This window comes from Lacibacter sp. H407 (assembly GCF_037892605.1).
Classification (GTDB): Bacteria; Bacteroidota; Bacteroidia; order Chitinophagales; family Chitinophagaceae; genus Lacibacter.
Genome location: NZ_JBBKTU010000001.1, coordinates 2,137,504 through 2,159,850 on the forward strand (window position 1 = coordinate 2,137,504; position 22,347 = coordinate 2,159,850).

The window sequence follows — 22,347 nt, forward strand, 5'->3', positions numbered from 1 at the left end:
ATTGATTAATTGTCGTTCATCATCATGCTTCGTCCGCCCATTCTGCGCATATTGTTTTCCTGTTGTGGAGCTTGTGTGCCTTTGAATTTGTTCAAGCGATATGTAAAGCTGAGCATGAAATATTGTGTAAGCCTGTTGGTTCTTGTATCAGTAATAAAGTTGGTACTGATGTTACGGCTAACGCTGGTATTTTGTTTCAAAATGTCGAAACCTGCCAAACGGATAATTCCGTTTTTGCTTTTAAAGATCTCTTTTTCCAGCGATGCATTCAGCAATGCTACGTTTTGCTGCACACCTGCTGCTAACCCTTGGTTTAACAGGTAATCAAAATCCCAACGGAAAATAAAGCCTGCACCAAAATCAAATCGTGCATCACTGCTGAGCGTCCATGTACTTTGGCGGGTGATGGATTGTCCGGCATCTCTGAAATCTGCATAGTTGAGGTTATAACGCACACCCGTCACCAATTCAAGCCATGGAATATTGAATTCGAAATTAGCACCTTGACTGTATAACCAGTTACGACCAATGGTACGCTCATTATCAACCAGGCTGATGTTATTGTTATAGTTAACCAAGCTGTTGGTGCTGATCACATACTTTCTGTTTTTAAAAGGCCGTGCATAAGTAACAAACAAGTTGGTATTATAATAACCGTCTACGTTTTCAGGGCGGGTCAACTGCTGGCCGGTAAGTTTGTCGTTTGCATCTTTAAACCGAATCACATTGTTTACAATTTGGTTGTCAACAAAATTGAAACCTAAGTTGATCAGGAAAATACGACCGGTACCAAAATTAAAATTGTTGAAGTTCGTATTGAAGTTATGACTGGTTGAAGGACGCAACAATGGATTACCCTCTGTCAAATATTGGGGATTACTTTGATCAATTACAGGTTGCAGTTGTTCAAAATCAGGTTGTCTGGCATTACCGTTATAATTGAAGTTGAGTGATTTTGTACGGGCGAAATTATACGTAAACCTTGCTACCGGGAACCAGTTGAAATTGGTAATGGGCTTGTACGCACTGTCTTTCGTCAAGCTATAGCCATTTAAAACAACCGGTTGAAAAATAACACCCAATGTATAATTGTATTTCTTCTTAACGGTACGTACGCTGGCACCAAAACGGTTAAAATCAAAGTTGTTTTCGTATGCGTTACTCAGTGAATCAATAAATGTATAATCCCCGTTGTTTGGCAACTGAATAAAGTTGCGGCGGTCGTTGCTGCCAAAATTCTTATTGAAATTATAACTCAGATCCAGGAAACGGTCAGTTGAAAGTGGCTCGGTGTAAGTTGCTCGTACGTTGATATTACGGGTAACATTATCCTGCAGAATATTTTGATTCAGTGTTGAATCTTTTGTGCCGTTTGTTAAGTAAAAGATCGATTCGTTATTGGTAAACTGATCGCTGAGGCTTGATGAAAAATTAAGATCGCTGTTGAACGAAAAGTTACGGCCACGCTTTTTGAAACGATGGTTGTACAATAAATTACTTCTGAAATTTGGCCGATCGCTCAAGGAGCGATTCTTGTTGTCACCATCCTGCAACAACCCATCATCATTCGAAATATCGAACAAACTGGAAGTGAAGTTATTGCTTTCGCTCATTGTAAAACTTGGGCTGAACTTGATGTAATTAAATGAATCGACCCACAATTCCAGGTTGGCAAAAGCACGATGGGCGCCACTTTTATTTAATGAGTTGCGATCTGTATTGGTCAATAATGAACCGGAACCGGCACGGCCAATATTCTGCTGTGCTGTAAATTGTTCAATTGTAGTTGACCGGTGTGTGTAAGTATAACTTCCATAGAACGAGTTGCGTTTTCCAAAGTCGTTCCGGTAGTTTAAACCGATGGAGTTTAGTTTAGTAATACCATTTTGGTTGGCGTTGTTATTATTATTACCGCCGCCAAAACTCATACCACCACCTCCACGGCCACCACCTGCACCACCAAAACTTGCACCGCTGCCGCCACTGCTTGCTTCCTGTTGAAAAGTGGATGTATTGATATTATTACTATTGGCAATGAGTGAAAGCTGCTTGCTGTTATTAAACCGGTTAACGGTAAGGGCACCCATGTAACGGTCATTTGTGCCGTAGCCTGCCTGTGCACGGCCAAATACGCCTTTGTTCTTATCTTTTTTCAGTTGAAGATTAATTACTTTTTCCGGTTCCCCGTCACGTATCCCTGAAACACTCGATTGATCACCATAATCATCGATCACCTGTACTTTATCGATCATATCGGCCGGAATTTCTTTCGTGGCTGTTTTTGGATCGCCTGTAAAGAAATCTTTACCATTTACCTTTATACGTGTTACAGCTTTACCCTGTGCGGTAACATTTCCGTCCCGGTCAACCTGTACACCAGGTAATTTTTTCAACAGGTCTTCGGTTGCAGCGTTGGGCTTTGTTTGAAAGGCACTTGCACGAAATTCAACTGTATCTTCTTTCATGGTAACAGCTGGCGCTTCGATCACGATTTCCTGCAGATCAAGGTATGAATTGACAAGGATCAACTCGCCAAGATCGATGTTGGATACACCAGCAGATGGTTTGAAAAACTCTTTCACCATTGGCTTGTAGCCACTGTAGCTGATCACGATCGAATAAGCAGACGATGGAATTTTTGCAAAGCTGAACTCACCTTTTTCATTGGTACTTGTGCGTAGCGTATCAGATGGAGTAGCTTTCTCTACCAGTTTAACGGTGGCTTTGTCTAAGCCCTTGGAACCGGTTGAGTCGGTCACTTTTCCGGAAATGCCATTTGTTTGCGCCAGAGCGGGTAAGGTTGCAGTGATGATAAGGACAATGAGTAGTAAATGCTTCATAAACTTGTTTGAAATGCGAAATACGAATTTTTTCGTCAATATTTTGATTTTCTAAATGTTAATTGTTCAGACGGCATTGTTACAAAAAGATTGCTCTCCCCATCAGAATCGTTATAAAAGGTAAAACTATTGGTTCAATGGAAGGGATTTGTCCGTATTCGAGGGTATATCCTGGATGGAGGCACTTATTGTGATTCGGTTAACGGGGTTAGAAATATATAAGTTCCTCGTTCTGAATCTAATTGATGAACGGAATTTCCTCTTTCAACCCTGTGTCTGTCCTCAAAATTCACTGCACTGTCTACAACATACAGCACTTAAAACATTACCTTTGTCGGCCTTCCTGAAAAGTGGGTAAAGCTGTCAAATTGGCTTGAATAAAAACTTGCATTGTATTTGACATGTTGAGGCATCAATCAAAATAATTGACTTATTAATCTATAAATATGTTAGGATTCTTATCGAAACTGTTTGGTGGAAGTAAAAGTGAAAAGGATGTACAGAAACTTGCTCCCATCGTTGAAAAGATCAATCAATACTTTCAGCAATATCAAAGCCTTTCAAACGATGAACTCCGTAATAAAACGCAGGAGTTCCGGGTGCGTATCAAAGAATACCTCGCTGTAATTGATAAGGAAATTTCGGTACTTACTTCACAAGCCGATGCATATGGCGAAGATCAGATCCAGGACAAAGACCTTACTTACCAGGAAATTGATAAGCTGAAAAAAGAGCGTGACAGTAAGATCGAAGAGATACTGGAACAAATTCAGGCCGAAGCTTTTGCTGTGGTAAAAGAAGCGGCCCGCCGTTTCACCAACAATGAGGAATTACAGGCGACAGCTACTCAGTTAGATAAAGACCTTGTGATAAAGCGTGCGCATATGCGTATTGAAGGCGATCAGGTGTTTTATAAAAAAGCATGGCTTGCAGGTGGATCGGAAGTAGTGTGGAATATGGTGCATTACGATGTGCAGTTGATCGGTGGTAGTGTTTTGCATCAAGGGAAAATTGCTGAGATGGCTACCGGTGAAGGTAAAACGCTTGTATCAACATTACCTGCTTATTTAAATGCCTTGCCCGGTGAAGGTGTGCATCTTGTAACAGTGAATGATTATCTCGCCCGTCGTGATAGTGAATGGAACGGAACCCTGTTTGAATTTTTAGGATTGACTGTTGATTGTATTGATAAACATCAGCCAAACAGCGAAGATCGTCGCAAAGCATATCTGGCTGATATCGTTTACGGAACCAACAACGAATTTGGTTTCGATTATCTCCGTGATAACATGGTGGTGAACACAACCGAGAAAGTGCAACGCAAATTGCATTTTGCCATGGTGGATGAGGTAGATAGTATTTTGATCGATGAGGCACGTACGCCATTGATCATTGCAGGTCCGGTTGGAACAGGCAGCAACGAGCAGCAGTTCCAGAACATGAAACCACGGATCGAAAAATTAATCGATGCCCAAAAACGATTGGCGCAGCAATATTTGAATGAAGCAAAGAAATCAATTGCAGAAGGTGATGATGATCCAAAGAGTGGTGGCCTTGCATTGATGCGTGCCTGGAGAGGTTTACCGAAGTATGGTCCGTTGATCAAATACTTAAGTGAGCCCGGTATTAAAGTGAAATTGCAGAAAGCAGAAAACTATTATCTCGCCGATCAGCAAAAAGAAATGCCGAAGGTGGATGAAGGATTACTGTTTCATATTGATGAAAAAAGTAACTCGGTAGATCTTACAGATAAAGGTTTGAGCATGATCACAAAGGATAATGAAGATCCAAACTTCTTTGTGTTGCCTGATATCAGTACTGCATTAGCGGCCATTGATAAAAGTGATGCTCCTGCTGAAGAAAAATTACAAAAGAAAGAAAGTTTCTTAACTGAATATTCAGCGAAAGCAGATCGTATACATACCGTCCTGCAAATGCTGAAAGCATATTCGCTGTTTGAAAAAGATATCGAATACGTGGTGTTAGATGGACAAGTGAAAATTGTTGATGAACAAACCGGTCGTATTCTTGATGGCCGCCGTTACAGCGATGGTTTGCATCAGGCTATTGAAGCAAAAGAAAATGTGCATATTGAAGCGGCAACGCAAACCTATGCTACCATCACGTTACAAAACTACTTCCGTATGTATCACAAACTTTGTGGTATGACGGGTACTGCCGAAACAGAAGCAGGCGAGTTCTGGGATATTTACAAATTGGATGTTGTAAAAATTCCGACCAATCTCAACATGGTGCGTGATGATAAGCAGGATCTTGTTTACAAAACAAAGCGTGAAAAGTATAAGGCAGTTATTGATGAAATTGAAATACTGCGTGCAGCCGGTCGTCCGGTACTGGTTGGTACAACATCAGTTGAGGTGAGTGAATTGTTAGGCAAGATGTTGCAGGTGAAAAAAATTCCACACAATGTTTTGAACGCAAAACAACATGCCCGTGAAGCACAGGTAGTTGCCGAAGCGGGTCTTGCGGGAATGATAACCATAGCAACCAACATGGCCGGTCGTGGTACAGATATTAAACTGGGACCTGGTGTAAAAGAATCGGGAGGCTTGGCAATTCTTGGTACAGAACGTCACGATAGCCGTCGTGTCGATCGTCAGTTGCGTGGTCGTGCCGGTCGCCAAGGCGATCCCGGTTCATCACAATTCTATGTGTCGTTGGAAGATGATCTGATGCGGATGTTTGGTAGTGATCGTATTGCCGGTATGATGGACAAACTTGGCTACAAAGAAGGCGAAGTGATCCAGCATAGCATGATCACGAAATCAATTGAGCGTGCACAAAAGAAAGTAGAAGAAAACAACTTTGGTATCCGGAAGCGTTTGCTGGAGTATGATGATGTGATGAACAAACAACGTTCGGCTGTTTACACACGACGTAACCATGCATTAAGTGGAGAGCGTTTGGCATTGGATATAGACAATGCTTATTATACAGTGGCCGATGGTTTGATCGCTTCGTTCAAAGAACAAAATGATCACGAAGGATTTAAAATGGCTTGTATCATCAGCTTCGGTATCGATACCGAAATTACAGCTGAGCAATTGGATAAAACTGATAGTAATACATTGGCACAGGCGCTTTATACAGAAGCAAAAACCGCTTACCTGCGTAAAGCTGATGCATTGAAAAAAGATGCAATGCCGGTATTCCAGAATATCAAAGCCACGCAAGGTGCACATATTGAAAATGTGTTTGTGCCGTTCAGTGATGGTAAACGTGGCTTGCAGGTGTTAACACCAATGAACAAAACACTCGAAACAAACGGTGTTGAATTGGTGAATGCTTTGGAACGTACATCTACATTGGCGTTTATTGATGAAGCATGGAAGGAACATCTGCGTGCAATGGATGATCTGCGTACATCGGTACAGAACGCCACGTATGAGCAAAAAGATCCGTTGGTAATTTATAAAGTGGAAGCATACACCTTGTTTGAGCAATTGAACAACGAGATCAATAAAAATATAGTTTCCTTCCTTTCACATGCAGGTTTACCGGTTGAGGAATCATCGAACGTGCAGATCCGTGAAGGTCGTCAGCAAAAAACCGACATGAGCAAAATGCGCCAACGCAAAGAAGATATGGTTGCTGCAGGTGCCGGTTCTGAACTGATGGAAACACCGGATTACTACGATCCTTCCGAAAATGTAAAACAGGAACCGATCATCGCCGGTCCAAAGATCGGACGCAATGATCCTTGTCCTTGCGGCAGCGGTAAGAAATACAAACAATGTCACGGTAAAGATTTATAAGAGCGAACCTCCTTCGGGAGGTTTTTTTAGCTTCTTTTGGAAATTGAAAACAACCGCCATTAAACTTGTTTCTACCCATTAAAAAAATACATTTGCGCCATGAATATTGCTTCTTATATCGATCATACTATTCTCAAGCCAACAACACTCATCAGTGATATTGAGCAATTGTGTACCGAAGCAACCATGTACAATTTTGCGGCAGTATGTGTGCCACCGCCTTTTACAAAATTTGCAAAAGGTTTATTGGGTGGAACGAATGTAAAAACAGCAACCGTGATCGGATTCCCGTTTGGCTACTCTGCCATCGAAGCCAAAGTGACCGAAACATTGTTAGCGATTGTAGATGGGGTAGATGAGATTGATATGGTGGCCAATATTTCGGCCATTAAAAATGGTGATTGGAACTTTATCAAGCATGAAGGAGAAGTGCTGATTCCGATGGCGCATAAAAAAGAGAAGCATATCAAAGTAATTATTGAAAGCGGCGTTTTAACCGATGAAGAGATCATCCGTTGTTGTGAGATCTATGCCGAACTTGGCGCAGATTTTGTTAAAACTTCAACCGGGTATGCAGAAAAAGGAGCAACAATAGAAGCGGTGCAACTGATGAGGAAGCATTTACCGTCTAACATCCAAATCAAAGCATCGGGCGGCATCCGGAATTTCGCTTTTGCCAAACAATTGGTGGAAGCAGGAGCAAACAGGTTGGGATGCAGTGCCAGTGTAGTGATCGTAAAAGAAAGTTTGAACGATTAAAAAATATGAAAAAGCTTTTCCTGTTTTGTTTTATTATTAGTGTTGCTGCTGTTGCCAATGCCCAGATGGTGGTTGATACGGTGAGTAGTACAGTATTTGTAATGAAGGACAGTCGCTTTGATCTGCTAACAAAAAAGAAAGCAGAGATCAATAAAAAGGCGGCTGATGCCAAAAAGCCAACCAAAGGTTTTCGCATCCAGGTGTTGAACACTACCGATCGGAATCAGGCGCTGGCCATCAAATCAAAATTATTAACGGAGTATCCTGAACATAAAACCTATCTCATGTACCAGGCTCCTTATTTTAAAATACGGATCGGCAATTTTGTTGAGAAGTCGGAAGCCGATGATCTGAAAAAGGAAATGGCCCGTATGTTTCCAACCGGTGTGTTTGTGATCCCCAGTGAAATTGAATACAAAGCGCCTCCGGAAAAAGAAGAAACGATCAAATGACAACACGCCACGTCAGACGCCCTCGTCTGACGGATTACTAGTTGTCTGTACATCTGAAAGGTGACTTTACAACGCAAAGAAAATGATGAATTGTCACCTTTCAGGTGAACCGTTATCAAGAAAGCCTGCAGCGTTGCAGGTTTTTGTATTTTTGCGCTTCTATGTTAAAAGATCAGATACAATCACTCGCCAAACTATACAAAGAAGAGTTTATTGCCGTGCGTCAACACCTGCATGCAAATCCCGAACTCAGTTACAAGGAATTTGAAACATCAAAATTTGTACAGGCAAAGCTCACCGAGTTTGGTATTCCGTTTACAGTAATGGCTGAAACAGGAGTAGTTGGTATCATCGAAGGAAAGAATCCATCTGCAAAGATCATTGCACTCCGTGCTGATATGGATGCATTGCCGATACTGGAAGAAAATGATGTGCCGTATAAATCGAAAGTAGATGGGGTGATGCATGCCTGCGGACATGATGTGCACACCACCTGTTTACTTGGCGCAGCAAAAATTCTCAACGAATTAAAAGCAGAGTGGGAAGGAACGGTGAAGCTCATCTTTCAACCGGGTGAAGAAAAAAATCCCGGTGGTGCCAGTATCATGATCAAAGAAGGTGTGTTGGAAAACCCAAAACCACAATGCATTTTTGGATTGCATGTGCATCCCGGTTTACAATTGGGTCAGTTAAGTTTTCGTGCCGGTAAAGTAATGGCAAGTGCCGATGAACTGTATCTAACGGTGAAGGGTAAGGGCGGACATGCAGCTTCGCCACATTTATCCGTTGATCCGATCTTGATCGCATCGCATTTGGTAGTAAGTCTGCAGCAGATCATCAGCCGTAATCGAAATCCGCATAATCCATCAGTTTTATCAATAACCGCATTCAATGCAGGTACAACCACCAATGTAATTCCCAACGAAGTAAAGTTGATGGGCACTTTCCGTGCAATGGATGAGGCATGGCGTTTTGAAGCACACGAATTAATTCGCCGCAATGCAACACAATTAGTGCAAAGCATGGGTGGTGAACTGGATCTGCATATTGATGTTGGTTATCCAACTGTTTACAACAACGAAGCACTCAACGAAAAAACAAAAACCAAAGCAGCTGACTTATTAGGAGCTGCACATGTGGAAGAAACCGAACTTCGCATGGGTGCTGAAGATTTTGGTTATTACTCACAGGTAATTCCCGGTTGTTTCTTTCGATTGGGAGTGATGAACAACGAAAAAGGAATCAACAGTGGTGTGCATACACCTACTTTTAATATTGATGAAGATGCAATTGAAACAGGAATGGCGATGATGGCTTGGTTGGGAAGTACAGTGGAGCCGTAGTTTACTGTTTCAAATATTCCTTCGGTATCAACAGATCTTTATTCTCTGTTTGCCAGAATACAGTAAGTATCCACCAACGTTTTCCATCATTGTATAATTGAATGCTGTTGATGCCACGCATAAACGGTTCGGCATCGGTTGCGGTTCTTCTTGCTTCATAAGTGCTGAAGCAATGAGCAATATGTCCGTATACTTCCTGCTTGCGGCTGATCTCTTTCTCAAAGAAGCCATTTTTTTCTAACGTGGGTCCACTACTTGTAATATATTCTTCTACTGTTAATACACGTTTCACTACTTCACCGGTTGGACGAACTGCAGTTGCCACTAATTTTCCTTCGGGTAAAAATAAACTTCGCATGCGGTTCCAGTTTCTTGCTTCGCCTGCAGGTCCGCTGATCACATCGTATAAAGCAGCGATAATTGCATCCACTGTTTCCACATCTTTTGTTGCGGCAATAGCAGTGTCTGAAAAACACAGGTTCGGTTTTGCAGATAAGGTCGAAAGATTGTTTAGTAGAAGTATCGTAATTATGAGTCCCGTTTTCATGTTCATCATTTTGCTATAAACAAAAAATTACCTCCCGGTTGATTATCGCCAAAGTTACCAAACTTGGGGCCTGGTTTTGCTTTTTCAACACCAGCCGTAAGCTCACTCCATGTTATAATGTTATCCTTGCCGCCTTTTGTACGCAATGTTTCAATAAAGCGATAGGCAAAAGGTGAGTGAAATCCCGGTCTTCCGTCCGGCACATATTCTTTGCCGCCCGATGTTAAGTAGAGTCTTGATTTGTATTGTAATTTATCGGCAATGAATTCATTTCTATCCTGATCTTCGTACAACGCATCCTCTTCATTTCGGCTGCCGCCGCCATCAAATGTGCCTCCAAAACAAACGTCGAGTACAACCATGATGTGCTTGCAGTCAATATTATTTATAATGTCTCTCAAAAAGCTATGTGTAATGTATGAGTCTCTTAGTGGATCGTCTTCTTTGCTTTTCGAATCTTTACAGGCAATGAAACCATTTACAAGATCATCGTAACCGCCATGGCCGGCTATAAAGATAAAAAGCTGACTGGTGGAATCGTATTGAAATTCTTTTTTGTATTTCAATAGTGCTTTCAGAATTTCTGCTCTTGTTGGGTTTCGAAGAAATTCTGTTTTGAAAGAAAAATTCTCTCTTAATTCCTTTTCAATTGTACCGGCATCATTTACCGGGTTGCTTAACTGGCTCCATCCTTTGTTGCTATACTGGTTTGTACCAATAATAAGTGCCTGGTTTTTTATCGTGATCTGTTTTGTTGGCGCAGTTGTTTCTTCTTCTCCAGATCCACGGGTTTGCGATTTGGCATCGTTTGTAAAAAAGTATTCAAAATCCTTTTCATAACTCACACGTACAATTTGTTTAGTAGATGTTTGCTTGGCGTATGAGAGAAAAGAATTGTAAATGCCCGCTTCAAATTTCATTCGTTCGTTCAAAAAATTATACATAGAGGCACGGGGTGTTCCAACAAATGCAGTGGTCAACAAGCCGCCGGTTAAACCATCTTTATTTCTGGTTTCCATACCAAGGCCATTGTTATAAATAAAACATCTTTGTTTGGTGTTCAAGGCCATCTTTGCCGGATCTTTTTCAATAACAAGTTTCAAAAATTCGGGAATAAAATTTTCTCCATAGCCTGCGTCAAATATTAATAGCTGCTTATTGCATTGAATATCTGCAAGGAAAGATTTTAACGTAAAACTGTTGAGTGTTCTTGACAATTGATCGAATGAAATATAATCTCCTTTTTGCGATTGCTTTGATTCCACATTTACCCGGTCGTAAAGAGGCAAAATACAGGTAGAGCCAAGTGTCTCGTTCTTTAAATTAAATGCAAAGCCAGCATAATGAAATACCAGAACATCCTCCGGTTTGGCCATGTGTTTTATTTCGTCGAAAACTTGTTGCAGTTGTTTAAACGTAGCGTTTGAATTCGATAATGTAAAAATGATGGCAGATGAATCCTGCGAAAGATGTTTTACTGTACCACCCGGTGTACTGGTGTTTTTAATAAAAAGCGGGCCATTATTGAAAGCAGAATCTGTTTTGTAGTAATAGTAATTTGCAACCTGCTCAACATCATTACTGCAACCTGCTAATTTCGTTACTTGTTTATGATCAAAAAAAAGCGGCGGCTCATCCACTCCAATGCTAATGACATAGGTATACGATTTTTTTATCCCTTTAACGCCCGGTCCTTTTCTTGGCTGATGGGAAGAAAAAGCAAAACAAAAAAAGGATGCAAAAATGAATAATAACCGGAACGGTTTTTTACACAACATACGAATTGGTTTGGGTGCGTGTAATGTATAAATTTAATTCTACTTCCATGTTCTTTATTCCTATTTTAGTATAACATAAAACACTTAGCTATGCCAATACGTATGACAGACGATCCGCAGGATCAACAGGAACATCAAAGTAACGATGGTGGAGGCGGTGGAGGTTTTCCCGGTGGCGGAGGAAGAGGTGGAGGTGGCGGAGGTTTACTCAGCCTGTTACCATTGCTTTTGAGTTTGTTTGGGAAAGGTGGTGGTAAAGGGAAAGGAATTTTATTGTTACTGGTTGTAGCAGTGGGTGCTTATTTTGTATTGGGTAAAGGAGGTTGTAACATCAGTGATATTGCAAGTTTAACAACCGGCGGTTTTTTGGATCCCAAGCAATTTGAAAAAGCAGAGATCTATGAACCGTTGGCCGATGATAATACAAAAAATCCATTACCGGAATCAGCAAATCTGCAGCGTTTTTGTCCCACACCACAAAATCAGGGATCGCAGGGAAGTTGTGTTGCCTGGAGCAGTGCGTTTGCAGCACATACCATTCTTGAATCGGCACGAACAGGTAAGCAACCAAACGATGTTGCGTTCTCTCCTTCATTTATGTACAACCAGATTGGATTAGAAGGTTGTCAAGGTTCATATATCATCCGTGCAATGGAGTTTATGACCAAGCGTGGTGATGTGCCGTACGATCAGTTTCCTTATACTGATCAGGATTGTGAACGTCAACCGGATAATAGTTTGCAACAACAAGCCACGCAATTTCGGATGCGTGGTTTTAACCGTTTGAGTTTAGGCGATCGGAATGATGCAGTTGATCTGCGAGCCATCAAAGAAAATCTTGCACAAGGTGCACCTGTTGTAATTGGTATGATGGTGGGACAAAGTTTTATGCAACCAATGATGGGACAGGATGTGTGGATACCAGCAAGTGGAGATAGAAGTATGATGGGGTTTGGCGGCCATGCCATGTGTGTGGTTGGTTATGATGATAAAAAATATGGCGGTGCATTTTTAATTATGAACAGTTGGGGACAGGAGTGGGGCACGAATGGATTTGGATGGGTGCGTTACGGCGATTTCCAAACTTATGTGCGTGAAGCCTATGGAGTAAACCCAATGCATGCAGGAAATGAAAGTGCGCAGCAGTTTGCATGTGAAGTGGGTTTGGTGAGCGTGCAGTATGATGGCAAGAAAACAGTGGCAGGCGATTATATTTCGTTGCGAAGTATCGGAGGCAATCGTTTTGAAACAACATCACCCGTTCGTCCGGGCGATAAGTTTAAAATGGAGTTGAAGAATACAACGGAATGTTATGTATATGTGTTCGGTAAAGAAGTAGATGGCACGAGTTATACATTGTTCCCTTATCCACGAACTGATGATCCAACGAAAACAAAATATTCTCCGTTCTGCGGTATTACCGGTGTACGTTTATTTCCAAAAGATAAAAGTATGACCCCTGACAGTATTGGTATGGGTGGACGAGATGTGATTGCTGTGGTGATCAGTAAAAAAGAACTCGATTGGTATCAACTTAATCAACAGATCAGTGCGAACCCATCAGCTGATTTTGGCACAAGATTAAACAATGCCTTAGGAAGTTCATTGATACGAAATGTGCGTTACTCCGCAACCGGAAAAGGTGCTATGCGTTTTGATGTAACAGGCGATGCTAACAATGTAGTAGCTTGTATAGTTGAGGTAACAAAATAAATTCATGAAAGAATCCGCCGCACAGTTCATCAGGCAAATCAAACATCCGGTAAAAGGAAAGTTGTTTCTGTTGCTGAAACTCCCCTCTGCTTTTTTCAGCGGCGTCCGTATTCAATCCATTGATGAAGAACGATGTGTAGTAACGGTGCCGTATAAGTGGTTTTCGCAGAATCCATTCCGTTCAATATATTTCGCCTGCTTGGCGATGGCAGCTGAAATGACGACCGGTGTATTGGGATTGATGCAGATCATGGGACGCAAACCATCCGTATCAATGTTAGTGGTATCATTAGAAGCAAATTATTTTAAAAAAGCAACGGATGTAACAACCTTTGTATGTGAAGATGGGAAAGCAATTGAACAGTTGGTAGATGAAGCCATTGCAACAGGTGAAGCAAGAAGTATCAAAGCAAAATCTGTTGGCCGAAACAAAGCTGGAGAGATTGTTGCAGAGTTCTATATTACATGGTCATTCAAAGCAAAGAGTTAACTAAAAGGATCGTTTGAAAATGTATTTGCATTTTCAAATTTTCAAATTGAATCATTTTTCAAATTGTCTTTATGAAGCTTTCATTTCACGGAGCTGCACGTTGTGTTACAGGCAGCAAGCATATTCTTACACTCGTTAACGGGAAAAAATTATTACTCGATTGCGGACTGTTTCAAGGCATGGGGAAAGATACCGATGCAATGAACCGTCATTGGGGTTTTGATCCGGCAGAAATTGATTACATGATCCTGAGTCATGCACATATCGATCACAGCGGATTGATTCCGAAACTATGCAAAGACGGATACAAAGGTGATATACATTGTACCGATGCAACGGCAACGCTTACATCCGTGTTGTTGGAAGACAGTGCTGAGATACAGGAAGACGAAGTGAAATATGAAAACAAACGCCGGGCTGCTTCAAACATGCCTTATCTGCAACCCTTGTACACCATTGAAGATGCAAAAGCAGCCTTGGGGCGCTTTGTGCAGCAACGATATGGAGTTTGGTTTAAAGTAGGCGAAGGCATTGAAGCCATGTTTACAGATGCAGGACATATTATTGGCAGTTCCTGTGTACATATTAGAGTAACGGAGAACGGTAAAACAAAGTGTATTACATTTTCGGGTGATATAGGCCGTTATCGGGATGTGATCTTAAAATCACCGGAAGTATTTCCACAAGCTGATGTTATTATCATGGAGTCAACCTACGGTAACAGCCTGCACGATAATGCGGTGTCAACACCCGATCAGTTGTTACGATGGATTGAAAAAGCCTGTTTGCAAAAGAAAGGTAAGCTGATTGTACCTGCATTTAGCGTTGGACGTACGCAGGAATTATTATACGATCTGAATCAACTGGAACTGGAACGACGCTTACCTGATCTTGAGTACTTTGTAGATAGTCCGCTGAGTATTGAAGCAACACAAATTGTAAAGAGTTATCCCGGCTATTTCAATAAGCGTATTCAAAAAGTATTACAAACCGACAATGATCCATTTGGATTTAAAGGATTGAAGTTTGTGAAATCAGTAGAGGAATCAAAATTATTAAACTTTAAAAGCGGCCCATATGTGGTGATCAGTGCAAGTGGTATGGCCGATGCAGGACGAGTAAAACATCACATCAATAACACAATTGAAAACAGCCGTAATACTATTTTGCTCACGGGGTATTGTGAACCACGTTCATTAGGTGGAAAGTTATTAGATGGACGAAAAGAAGTGAAGATATTCGGCGTAGAAAAAGAAGTGCATGCAGAGATCGGACAAATTCGCAGCATGAGTGCACATGGTGATTATGAAGATATGAGTCAATGGCTGGCATGCCAGGATCCAAAACTCGTCGACAAATTATTTCTTGTGCATGGCGAGTACGATGTGCAGCATGCCTTTCAGCAACGCTTAATGCGTAAAGGATTTACAGATGTAGTAATTCCGGAAATGCATTTTGAAATAGGGATATAACAGAAAGCCCCCGGTAAACCAGGGGCCCAATTGAAAAATCCAATGAGGATTTTGGGTAAACTTGTAAAAGGTTAGCAAGAGGTAGCAGGTTAGCAACTGTCATAATTATACCAGAACCAGCAGCATCATAAAACAGGTCAGGCGGTTAACAACATTCACTTCTATGCAAAAAGGCGTTCAGGTGTTGTTGTTCTACGATGCGGATCTTGCGTAAACAAGTTGTGTTTTTTGAGTAAAAGGTGTAGGCGGTTAGCAACTTTGTTTGTCCGTACCAAGAGACCAATGAATATTTTTTACGGGCGAATTTGTTTTGTAGTTCTTACGTAAACCGGTTGCAGATTGGAATAACTGTGTGGGTTAGCCAACTTGTTGTTGATAAGGTCCAGCACGTTCTTTATTGTTGTTGTGATCGATTTCATGTTTTGTAGAGTTTGGGTAAACAAGTTGTGGTTTGAGTAAAAGGTGTAGGTGGTTAGCAACTTTGTTTGTCCGTACCAAGAGACCAAATAATATTTTTAAGTTTTACAATGTAGAGTTTGGGTAAACAAGTTGTGGTTTGGGTAAAAGGTGTAGGTGGTTAGCAACTTGTTTGTCCGTACCAAGAGACCAATTAATATTTTATAAATTTCGAAGTGGTGGAGGCAATAGAGCTGCTCACTTTCAAAATATAAGTTCCGCTGTTGAGCTGTTGTACCTGCAACTGTTGTACCTGTGCAGCATTCTTCGTTTGGAAACGTTGCATCAATAAACCGCTGCTGTTAAATACCTCGTAGGTTACAGCTTTATCCTGCCACTCGGTTGGGATCATTACACGCACTTCGTTTGCAACCGGGTTAGGGAATGTGCTGATGAGTACTTTTGTTTCTTCACTTGTCAAACGCACCATTCTTGTTTCAGAATAAGTGAATGTTCCATCAACATCAACCATTTTCAAGCGGTAGTACACAATTTTTGCTGTGCTGTTCTGTAAATTGTCTTTGTACTTGTAGCTGTATTCTGCATTTGAAGTGTTTTGTTCAGTAAACAGAACGGCAGCTTCAGTAAAACTTCTTGCATCTGTACTTTTTTCAATTACAAAGTGACTGAAGTTATAGTGGTTCGTTGTGGTCCAGCCCAATGTTGCATTTTTATCACGCAGCGTTGCCTGGAAGTTTATTAATGAAACCGGTAATGAAGAAGGCAGTGTATAGTTGAAGAAGTATAAACTGTATTGTCTGGAAGCATGCGAACCTGTGGTTGAATTTGTTCCGAATTTTACATCAAATGTTGAGATGTTGATACCGCTCACCTGGAACATTACTTCTGTTGCTGAAGTGCTGATGCCGCCAATTTCAACTCCAGCTGTATTACGGGCAATTACACGGTTGGTGCTGTTCTCCAGTTCAATGTGTGACACCGCATTCATTAAGGTTGATACGCCGTTATTCATGTTCAATTCGGCAAACTCTTTCACTTGATTGCTTCCATCAATATCAAGAATGTTGGCATTCAATGTGGGAAACAAAAACGGAAGACCGGTTGTAGTATTTTCAAACGCAAATGTGAAGGTTACAAACGATTCACCATGTCCACCTGATTTGATCAGTGGCTGAAAACCGCCATTATAACCAAACCCGTTTTCATCCATGTGTAAAATGGTGCTTCCGTTTTCGATATGGCTGATGGTTACAAACGCTCTTACGAACGGAGCCACATTGTCATAGCGATAAACAGCGCCCTGTTCAAGGTCGGTGCCACTCACTAATACCGGGTTGTTAAATGCTAATTGGGAGAAACTAACCTGAAAAATTACGGTTAGAGAAAGTACGAGCGCTACGGCTCTTTTTACTGTTGGGTAGAGGTACGACATTATTTTTTGTTTTAATAGGGATCGAATCGGTACAGGCCTTTTGGAACGGATCTAATGATTCTTACTACTCGTCTGCTGGATTAACTATCAATTCGTCTAAGGGTATCTGCTTATCTGGAACAAAGTTGCACCGAGTTTTTAACATGTGCAATAGTAGAACTACGACTTGGTATACGTTAAACTACGCAACCGTAATTTTCACACATCAAATGCATTGAAAATCAAGCGATATGATCGAAGAAAAATTTAAAAATAGTTGAAAAGTATTTTGAAAAATCCTGAAACCTGGGTGCTTGCGATACATTTTAGTGTTCATTTTCTGCAAAATTCACCACGTAAAAACTGGGGAGGTGTTGTAATTATGCTGTTGTTTTTCCCAACATCACCGTATTATTTCAGGAGGAGTGAGTTGAGTGAGGAAACATGAACAGGATGAGAGTTGATTTGTAAAGAACCTGTGTAATTCAGTTTAGAAAGAAATGGAAGTTTTGCCTGTATTAATCTGGAGTTCCGGGTAGACGAGGGTTCTTAAACAAAAAAGCCCCGCTGTTTGCGGGGCTTTGTACCACGTACGGGATTCGAACCCGTGATTCCTCCGTGAAAGGGAGGCGTCTTAACCCCTTGACCAACGCGGCGTTGTTTTTTGGGAGTGCAAAGATAGGATTGGGCATGTTACCTCCCAAACAATTTTCAAGATTTTATTCCAGCCCTTGGCAAGCATCCTAAACCTGCACATCTATTCCAATGAACGGAATCGTTTGTGTGAACATGTTTATCTGCTTCAATCCAAAAACTAACGGTGTTTAATCTGTAATCTCGTTACCTTCGCAGCGCATTTTTATAACTACTAAATTTAATTTCTCATGAGCACAGTTAAAGTTGCGATTAATGGATTTGGACGTATCGGACGACTGGTTTACCGCCAGATCTCTAAAATGGAAGGCATTGATGTAGTGGCGATCAACGATCTTACTTCTCCCAAGGTATTAGGACATTTATTGAAATATGATACTGCACAGGGTCGCTTTGATGCAGATGTAAAGAGCACCGAAAACTCCATTATCGTAAACGGCGATGAGATCAAGATCTATGCACAAAAAGATCCTGCACAAATTCCATGGGGCGCACACCAGGTAGATGTAGTGCTTGAGTGTACAGGTTTCTTTGCTGATAAAGCAAAAGCTGAAGGACATATTGCAGCCGGTGCAAAGAAAGTGGTGATCAGTGCACCTGCAACAGGTGATCTCAAAACGATTGTATTTAATGTAAACCACAGTATTCTTGATGGAAGCGAAACAGTGATCAGCTGTGCAAGCTGTACAACAAACTGTTTGGCTCCAATGGCACAGGTGCTGGAAGAGAAATATGGTATTGTGAATGGTTTAATGACAACTGTACACGCTTATACAAATGATCAGAATACACAGGATGCTCCACATCCAAAAGGGGATCTTCGTCGTGCACGTGCAGCCGCTCAAAACATTGTACCGAACAGCACAGGTGCAGCCAAAGCAATTGGATTGGTATTGCCAAGCCTGAAAGGTAAACTGGATGGCAGTGCACAACGTGTACCAACACTTACCGGTTCATTAACAGAAGTAACTGCCTTGTTGGGTAAAAAAGTAACGGTGGAAGAAATTAATGCAGCAATGAAAGCAGCAGCAAACGAAAGCTTTGGTTATACTGAAGATGAACTTGTGAGCAGCGATATCATTGGCACAAGCTTCGGTTCGTTGTTTGATGCAACACAAACAAAAGTGCAGAATGTAGGCGAAACACAATTGGTGCGTGTGGTTAGCTGGTACGATAATGAAATGAGTTATGTAAGCCAGTTGGTTCGTACACTTCACTATTTTGCAAAATTGATCAAGTAAATATGTTGGTGAATACAAAACTGTTAAAGGGATATTTCTTATGGAGTATCCCTTTTTTCATACTGGCCTGTAACGATGGGCCAAGTACTGCTGCTTTTTTACCACCCGATCCCAAGAACTGTGAGTGGTATGTAAAGCAGGAAAAAAAGGAAACAACCACCGGTAATAAACTGGGCTTGTATGCGCTTCGTTTTTATCCTGATGGAACGTACACGCTCTGTGCCGATCTGTTGTTTGAGCAGGGCAAATGGTCGTACGACGCAGCAAAAAAAATCCTGGTGCTTGTTCCCGCTATCAAAACAGAAGAACTTACGGAACGCTATCTGCTCGATCAGAAACCGGATGCAGGCAAAACACAATTCAGCTTCTTCCAAACCTATCCACCCGATAAAGCAAACCCGGATGAACTCGTGAATGTGTTTGCCATCACCAATCGTTCCGCTGCTGATCCGTTCAAAGCAGAAATGCATAAATGGCGATCAAAACCAACGCAGCAGGAAACTGAAGCACAGATCAAACAACGGGTTGTTGCTTATCTGCAATTTATGTTGGCATTATATCAACATGCGGCCGATAACGATCTGGAAAATCCGGGTGGCAACTGGTATCCGCAGCCCATCAAATTTTACAGCAACAAAGTGAGTATGGCGTATGAAAATGAACTGAGCGATTGGTACAGTTGTTTTTTCAGTAAAGAAGATGCAGTGAAAGGATATCAACTCATCAGTGGTGCGTTGATGAAGGTAAAGATCGAAGGCGAAGATGATGTGCGTCGTAACATCAACTGCCTGCAACAATTATTAAAAACAATACAATCATAAATTAGCTCTGGTATTTTCATCGGGCAAGGAATAACTTCGCTCAACACTTATTCAAATAAAAAACTATTGCATATGAGTACATTTTCAAACCATAATTTCTCCGGACAAAAAGCATTGATCCGTGTTGACTTTAACGTGCCGCTTGATAAGCAGACACAAGCGATCACTGATGATACAAGAATGACAGCCGCTATTCCCACCATCAAAAAAATTCTGAACGACGGTGGAAGTGTTATTTTAATGAGTCATCTCGGCCGGCCAAAAGAAGGACCGGAAGAAAAGTATTCCTTAAAACATGTCATCAGTCATTTGGCTGCACTACTTGGCGGCAACACACCCGTGCTGTTTGCCAACGATTGTATTGGAGAGCAGGCGTACTTAACCGCAAGCATGATGAAACCCGGCGAAGTATTGTTGCTGGAGAATCTCCGGTTTTACAAAGAAGAAGAAAAAGGCGATAAAGCATTTGCTGAAAAACTCAGCAAGCTGGGCGATGTATATGTAAATGATGCATTTGGTACAGCTCACCGTGCACATGCATCTACTGCCGTAATAGCCGACTATTTTGCTGCCGATAAAAAAATGTTCGGCTTACTGATGGAAGGCGAAGTGATGGCAGCTGAAAAAGTATTGCTGAAAGCTGAGAAGCCTTTTACCGCCATTATTGGTGGCGCTAAGGTGAGCGATAAAATTCTGATCATTGAAAACTTACTGGAACGGGCAACCGATATTATCATTGGCGGAGGTATGGCCTATACGTTTATGAAAGCCATGGGTGGTGTAATTGGTAATTCGTTATGTGAAGATGACCGGTTAGATACAGCGAAGGATATTCTTGAAAAAGCAGAGGCCAAAGGTGTTCGCATTCATCTTCCCAGCGATTCTGTAATTGCCGACAAGTTTGCAGCCGATGCCAATACGTCAACCGCTCCGAGTAATCATATCCCTGATGGATGGATGGGGCTTGATATTGGTACCAATGCATGTGAGCAGTTTCGCAATGTATTGCTGCATTCAAAAACCATTTTATGGAACGGCCCAATGGGTGTATTTGAAATGGAGAAATTCCAACACGGAACAAAAACCATTGCACAGGCTGTGGCTGAAGCTACCAGCAATGGCGCATTTTCGTTAGTAGGTGGTGGCGATAGTGTGGCGGCGGTAAACGATTTCGGATACACTGATAAGGTAAGTTATATCTCAACCGGTGGCGGTGCCATGCTGGAGTTTTTTGAAGGAAAACAACTGCCGGGCATTGCTGCAATTAAATGATCGCATACTCACCCTTTTGCGGGTTTTACAGCTGAGCGGATGGCCCTATTTTGTTCATAAAAACAATGAACAAAATTTTCGTTAAACTGATGTTTTTGTTGCTGCCCGTATTTGCCGGGGCGCAACGTATTGTGTCAATTGAGCACAACGGCAAAAAGTACGAAGTGCTTGATATGACCCAAACAGGAAAAATAACCTGGGGTGGATATGATGAAATTGGCGATGCTGTGCGCAGTGAAGATGATGGTGCAGCCAACACGCAGGCAATTGTAAAATTTGTGGGGGCTAATAAAGGTTTTGATGGAAAGGCTTACGCAGCAAAGGTTTGTGATACTTCCCGGTATGCCGGTAAAACAGACTGGTACCTGCCATCTAAAAGCGAAGTAGATGCAGTATTTGATAATATCACAAAATTCGGTTTTGAGGAACGGATTAGTTTGTGGACATCTACGGAGGCCAACGGAACACAGGCTGTATCAAAATACCTCTATTCAGGCGCATTTTATAATGTACAGAAAGTGGATGAGTACCATTTCGTTTGTATCCGGAAAGTAAATTGAATCGAATTGCGTTTATACAACGACAGGGTGTCAGCTTTTTAAAGTCGGCACCCTTTGTGTTCAGTAAAATTCATCGTTGCAAGTAAAATGTTTCGATTAAATTTAATGCGACGAAACAACGCCGTATCAAGTGGAAGCATTTTACAAACAGCATTGTAACATTTACAACAATTATCACACTCATCATTAAATAAACAAACAGAACATGAAAACCGGAAGTATCATCACCATCGTCGTATTAGTACTTGTAGCCTTTATTGGCTTCAGAGGCTGCAGCGGTTACAATGGATTGGTAAAGCAAGACGAAGTAGTAAAAGAGAAATGGAACAACGTGCAAAGTGATTACCAGCGCCGTGCTGATCTGATCCCCAATTTGGTGAACACAGTAAAAGGCGAGGCAAACTTTGAACAGCAAACATTGATCAATGTAATTGAAGCACGTTCCAAAGCAACCAGTGTAAAAGTAGACCCTTCAAATATTACTCCTGAAAAGCTTGCTGAATTTCAACAGGCACAAAGTGGTGTAAGCAGTGCCTTGAGCCGTTTATTGGCAGTGGTTGAAAATTATCCCAACCTCAAAGCCAATGAAGGTTTCCGCAACCTGCAAACACAGCTGGAAGGAACGGAGAACCGAATTAAAGTTGCACGCAACGAATTTAATGAAGCGGTAAGAGTTTACAACACAGGTGTACGTTCATTCCCCATGAATTTGTTTGCGGGTATGTTTGGTTTCAAAACAAAAGAAGGTTTTGCGGCAGATCCCGGCAGCGATAAAGCACCTGAAGTAAAATTCTGATAACA

General features: G+C 41.5%; 16 protein-coding genes and 1 tRNA gene. 12 read left to right on the forward strand and 5 right to left on the reverse strand.

Translation table 11 applies throughout. The features are described from left to right. Nucleotides 1–5: 5 nt before the first annotated feature. Nucleotides 6–2,840 (reverse strand): outer membrane beta-barrel protein, encoded by a 2,835-nt coding sequence (locus tag WG989_RS09245; RefSeq protein WP_340428908.1) that lies wholly within the window; start codon nt 2,838–2,840, stop codon nt 6–8. A gap of 446 nt (nt 2,841–3,286) precedes the next feature. Between WG989_RS09245 and secA the strand changes: the two genes are divergently transcribed. From secA to WG989_RS09265, 4 genes are all read left to right on the forward strand, one after another. Next, complete coding sequence (secA, locus tag WG989_RS09250) at nt 3,287–6,616, forward strand: preprotein translocase subunit SecA (protein WP_340428909.1); 3,330 nt, start codon at nt 3,287–3,289, stop codon at nt 6,614–6,616. 99 nt (nt 6,617–6,715) lie between these two features. Then, complete coding sequence (gene deoC / locus WG989_RS09255; protein ID WP_340428911.1) at nt 6,716–7,375, forward strand: deoxyribose-phosphate aldolase; 660 nt, start codon at nt 6,716–6,718, stop codon at nt 7,373–7,375. Nucleotides 7,376–7,380: 5 nt separating this feature from the next. After that, complete coding sequence (locus WG989_RS09260; protein ID WP_340428913.1) at nt 7,381–7,827, forward strand: SPOR domain-containing protein; 447 nt, start codon at nt 7,381–7,383, stop codon at nt 7,825–7,827. Nucleotides 7,828–7,988: 161 nt separating this feature from the next. Next, the gene (locus tag WG989_RS09265; RefSeq protein WP_340428915.1) at nt 7,989–9,170 is read left to right on the forward strand and encodes a M20 metallopeptidase family protein; all 1,182 of its coding nucleotides are present in this window, start codon (nt 7,989–7,991) and stop codon (nt 9,168–9,170) included. Nucleotide 9,171: 1 nt separating this feature from the next. Here the strand turns inward: WG989_RS09265 and WG989_RS09270 are convergent, their stop codons facing one another. Together WG989_RS09270 and WG989_RS09275 are read right to left on the reverse strand one after the other, a co-directional pair. Beyond that, entirely contained in the window at nt 9,172–9,717 is a 546-nt protein-coding gene (locus WG989_RS09270; protein WP_340428917.1) for a hypothetical protein, read from the reverse strand. 5 nt (nt 9,718–9,722) lie between these two features. Continuing rightward, nucleotides 9,723–11,495 (reverse strand): caspase family protein, encoded by a 1,773-nt coding sequence (locus WG989_RS09275; RefSeq protein ID WP_340428919.1) that lies wholly within the window; start codon nt 11,493–11,495, stop codon nt 9,723–9,725. Nucleotides 11,496–11,585: 90 nt separating this feature from the next. Between WG989_RS09275 and WG989_RS09280 the strand changes: the two genes are divergently transcribed. From WG989_RS09280 to WG989_RS09290, 3 genes are all read left to right on the forward strand, one after another. Continuing rightward, complete coding sequence (locus WG989_RS09280) at nt 11,586–13,208, forward strand: C1 family peptidase (RefSeq protein WP_340428922.1); 1,623 nt, start codon at nt 11,586–11,588, stop codon at nt 13,206–13,208. A gap of 4 nt (nt 13,209–13,212) precedes the next feature. Next, on the forward strand, nt 13,213–13,698 hold the full coding sequence (locus tag WG989_RS09285) for a DUF4442 domain-containing protein (protein WP_340428925.1): 486 nt from the start codon (nt 13,213–13,215) through the stop codon (nt 13,696–13,698). A 71-nt stretch (nt 13,699–13,769) separates the two neighbouring features. After that, nucleotides 13,770–15,170 (forward strand): MBL fold metallo-hydrolase RNA specificity domain-containing protein, encoded by a 1,401-nt coding sequence (locus tag WG989_RS09290; protein ID WP_340428926.1) that lies wholly within the window; start codon nt 13,770–13,772, stop codon nt 15,168–15,170. Nucleotides 15,171–15,780: 610 nt separating this feature from the next. Here WG989_RS09290 and WG989_RS09295 read toward each other — a convergent pair. After that, nucleotides 15,781–17,019, reverse strand: a complete 1,239-nt coding sequence (locus WG989_RS09295) for a T9SS type A sorting domain-containing protein (RefSeq protein ID WP_340428927.1) — start codon at nt 17,017–17,019, stop codon at nt 15,781–15,783. 563 nt (nt 17,020–17,582) lie between these two features. Next, a tRNA-Glu gene (locus WG989_RS09300) sits at nt 17,583–17,654 on the reverse strand. A gap of 228 nt (nt 17,655–17,882) precedes the next feature. Between WG989_RS09300 and gap the strand changes: the two genes are divergently transcribed. The 5 genes from gap to WG989_RS09325 all read left to right on the forward strand — a co-directional run bounded on the left by gap (nt 17,883) and on the right by WG989_RS09325 (nt 22,342). Then, a complete protein-coding gene (gap, locus tag WG989_RS09305; RefSeq protein WP_340428929.1) occupies nt 17,883–18,893 on the forward strand; it encodes a type I glyceraldehyde-3-phosphate dehydrogenase in 1,011 nt (336 codons plus the stop codon). Nucleotides 18,894–18,895: 2 nt separating this feature from the next. Beyond that, nucleotides 18,896–19,714 (forward strand): hypothetical protein, encoded by an 819-nt coding sequence (locus WG989_RS09310; protein ID WP_340428931.1) that lies wholly within the window; start codon nt 18,896–18,898, stop codon nt 19,712–19,714. Nucleotides 19,715–19,786: 72 nt separating this feature from the next. Next, the gene (locus WG989_RS09315; RefSeq protein ID WP_340428932.1) at nt 19,787–20,986 is read left to right on the forward strand and encodes a phosphoglycerate kinase; all 1,200 of its coding nucleotides are present in this window, start codon (nt 19,787–19,789) and stop codon (nt 20,984–20,986) included. A 65-nt stretch (nt 20,987–21,051) separates the two neighbouring features. Continuing rightward, nucleotides 21,052–21,546 carry an Lcl C-terminal domain-containing protein gene (locus tag WG989_RS09320; protein WP_340428934.1) on the forward strand — a complete coding sequence of 165 codons (495 nt, stop codon included), beginning with the start codon at nt 21,052–21,054 and terminating at the stop codon, nt 21,544–21,546. Nucleotides 21,547–21,751: 205 nt separating this feature from the next. Beyond that, a complete protein-coding gene (locus WG989_RS09325) occupies nt 21,752–22,342 on the forward strand; it encodes a LemA family protein (RefSeq protein WP_340428936.1) in 591 nt (196 codons plus the stop codon). Nucleotides 22,343–22,347 lie beyond the last annotated feature (5 nt).

What these genes read in the sequence shown, in the direction of transcription:
- WG989_RS09245 (WP_340428908.1), bottom strand. Translation starts at nt 2,840, where the DNA reads ATGAAGCATTTACTACTCATTGTCCTTATCATCACTGCAACCTTACCC.
- secA (WP_340428909.1), top strand. Translation starts at nt 3,287, where the DNA reads ATGTTAGGATTCTTATCGAAACTGTTTGGTGGAAGTAAAAGTGAAAAG.
- deoC (WP_340428911.1), top strand. Translation starts at nt 6,716, where the DNA reads ATGAATATTGCTTCTTATATCGATCATACTATTCTCAAGCCAACAACA.
- WG989_RS09260 (WP_340428913.1), top strand. Translation starts at nt 7,381, where the DNA reads ATGAAAAAGCTTTTCCTGTTTTGTTTTATTATTAGTGTTGCTGCTGTT.
- WG989_RS09265 (WP_340428915.1), top strand. Translation starts at nt 7,989, where the DNA reads ATGTTAAAAGATCAGATACAATCACTCGCCAAACTATACAAAGAAGAG.
- WG989_RS09270 (WP_340428917.1), bottom strand. Translation starts at nt 9,717, where the DNA reads ATGAAAACGGGACTCATAATTACGATACTTCTACTAAACAATCTTTCG.
- WG989_RS09275 (WP_340428919.1), bottom strand. Translation starts at nt 11,495, where the DNA reads ATGTTGTGTAAAAAACCGTTCCGGTTATTATTCATTTTTGCATCCTTT.
- WG989_RS09280 (WP_340428922.1), top strand. Translation starts at nt 11,586, where the DNA reads ATGCCAATACGTATGACAGACGATCCGCAGGATCAACAGGAACATCAA.
- WG989_RS09285 (WP_340428925.1), top strand. Translation starts at nt 13,213, where the DNA reads ATGAAAGAATCCGCCGCACAGTTCATCAGGCAAATCAAACATCCGGTA.
- WG989_RS09290 (WP_340428926.1), top strand. Translation starts at nt 13,770, where the DNA reads ATGAAGCTTTCATTTCACGGAGCTGCACGTTGTGTTACAGGCAGCAAG.
- WG989_RS09295 (WP_340428927.1), bottom strand. Translation starts at nt 17,019, where the DNA reads ATGTCGTACCTCTACCCAACAGTAAAAAGAGCCGTAGCGCTCGTACTT.
- gap (WP_340428929.1), top strand. Translation starts at nt 17,883, where the DNA reads ATGAGCACAGTTAAAGTTGCGATTAATGGATTTGGACGTATCGGACGA.
- WG989_RS09310 (WP_340428931.1), top strand. Translation starts at nt 18,896, where the DNA reads ATGTTGGTGAATACAAAACTGTTAAAGGGATATTTCTTATGGAGTATC.
- WG989_RS09315 (WP_340428932.1), top strand. Translation starts at nt 19,787, where the DNA reads ATGAGTACATTTTCAAACCATAATTTCTCCGGACAAAAAGCATTGATC.
- WG989_RS09320 (WP_340428934.1), top strand. Translation starts at nt 21,052, where the DNA reads ATGAACAAAATTTTCGTTAAACTGATGTTTTTGTTGCTGCCCGTATTT.
- WG989_RS09325 (WP_340428936.1), top strand. Translation starts at nt 21,752, where the DNA reads ATGAAAACCGGAAGTATCATCACCATCGTCGTATTAGTACTTGTAGCC.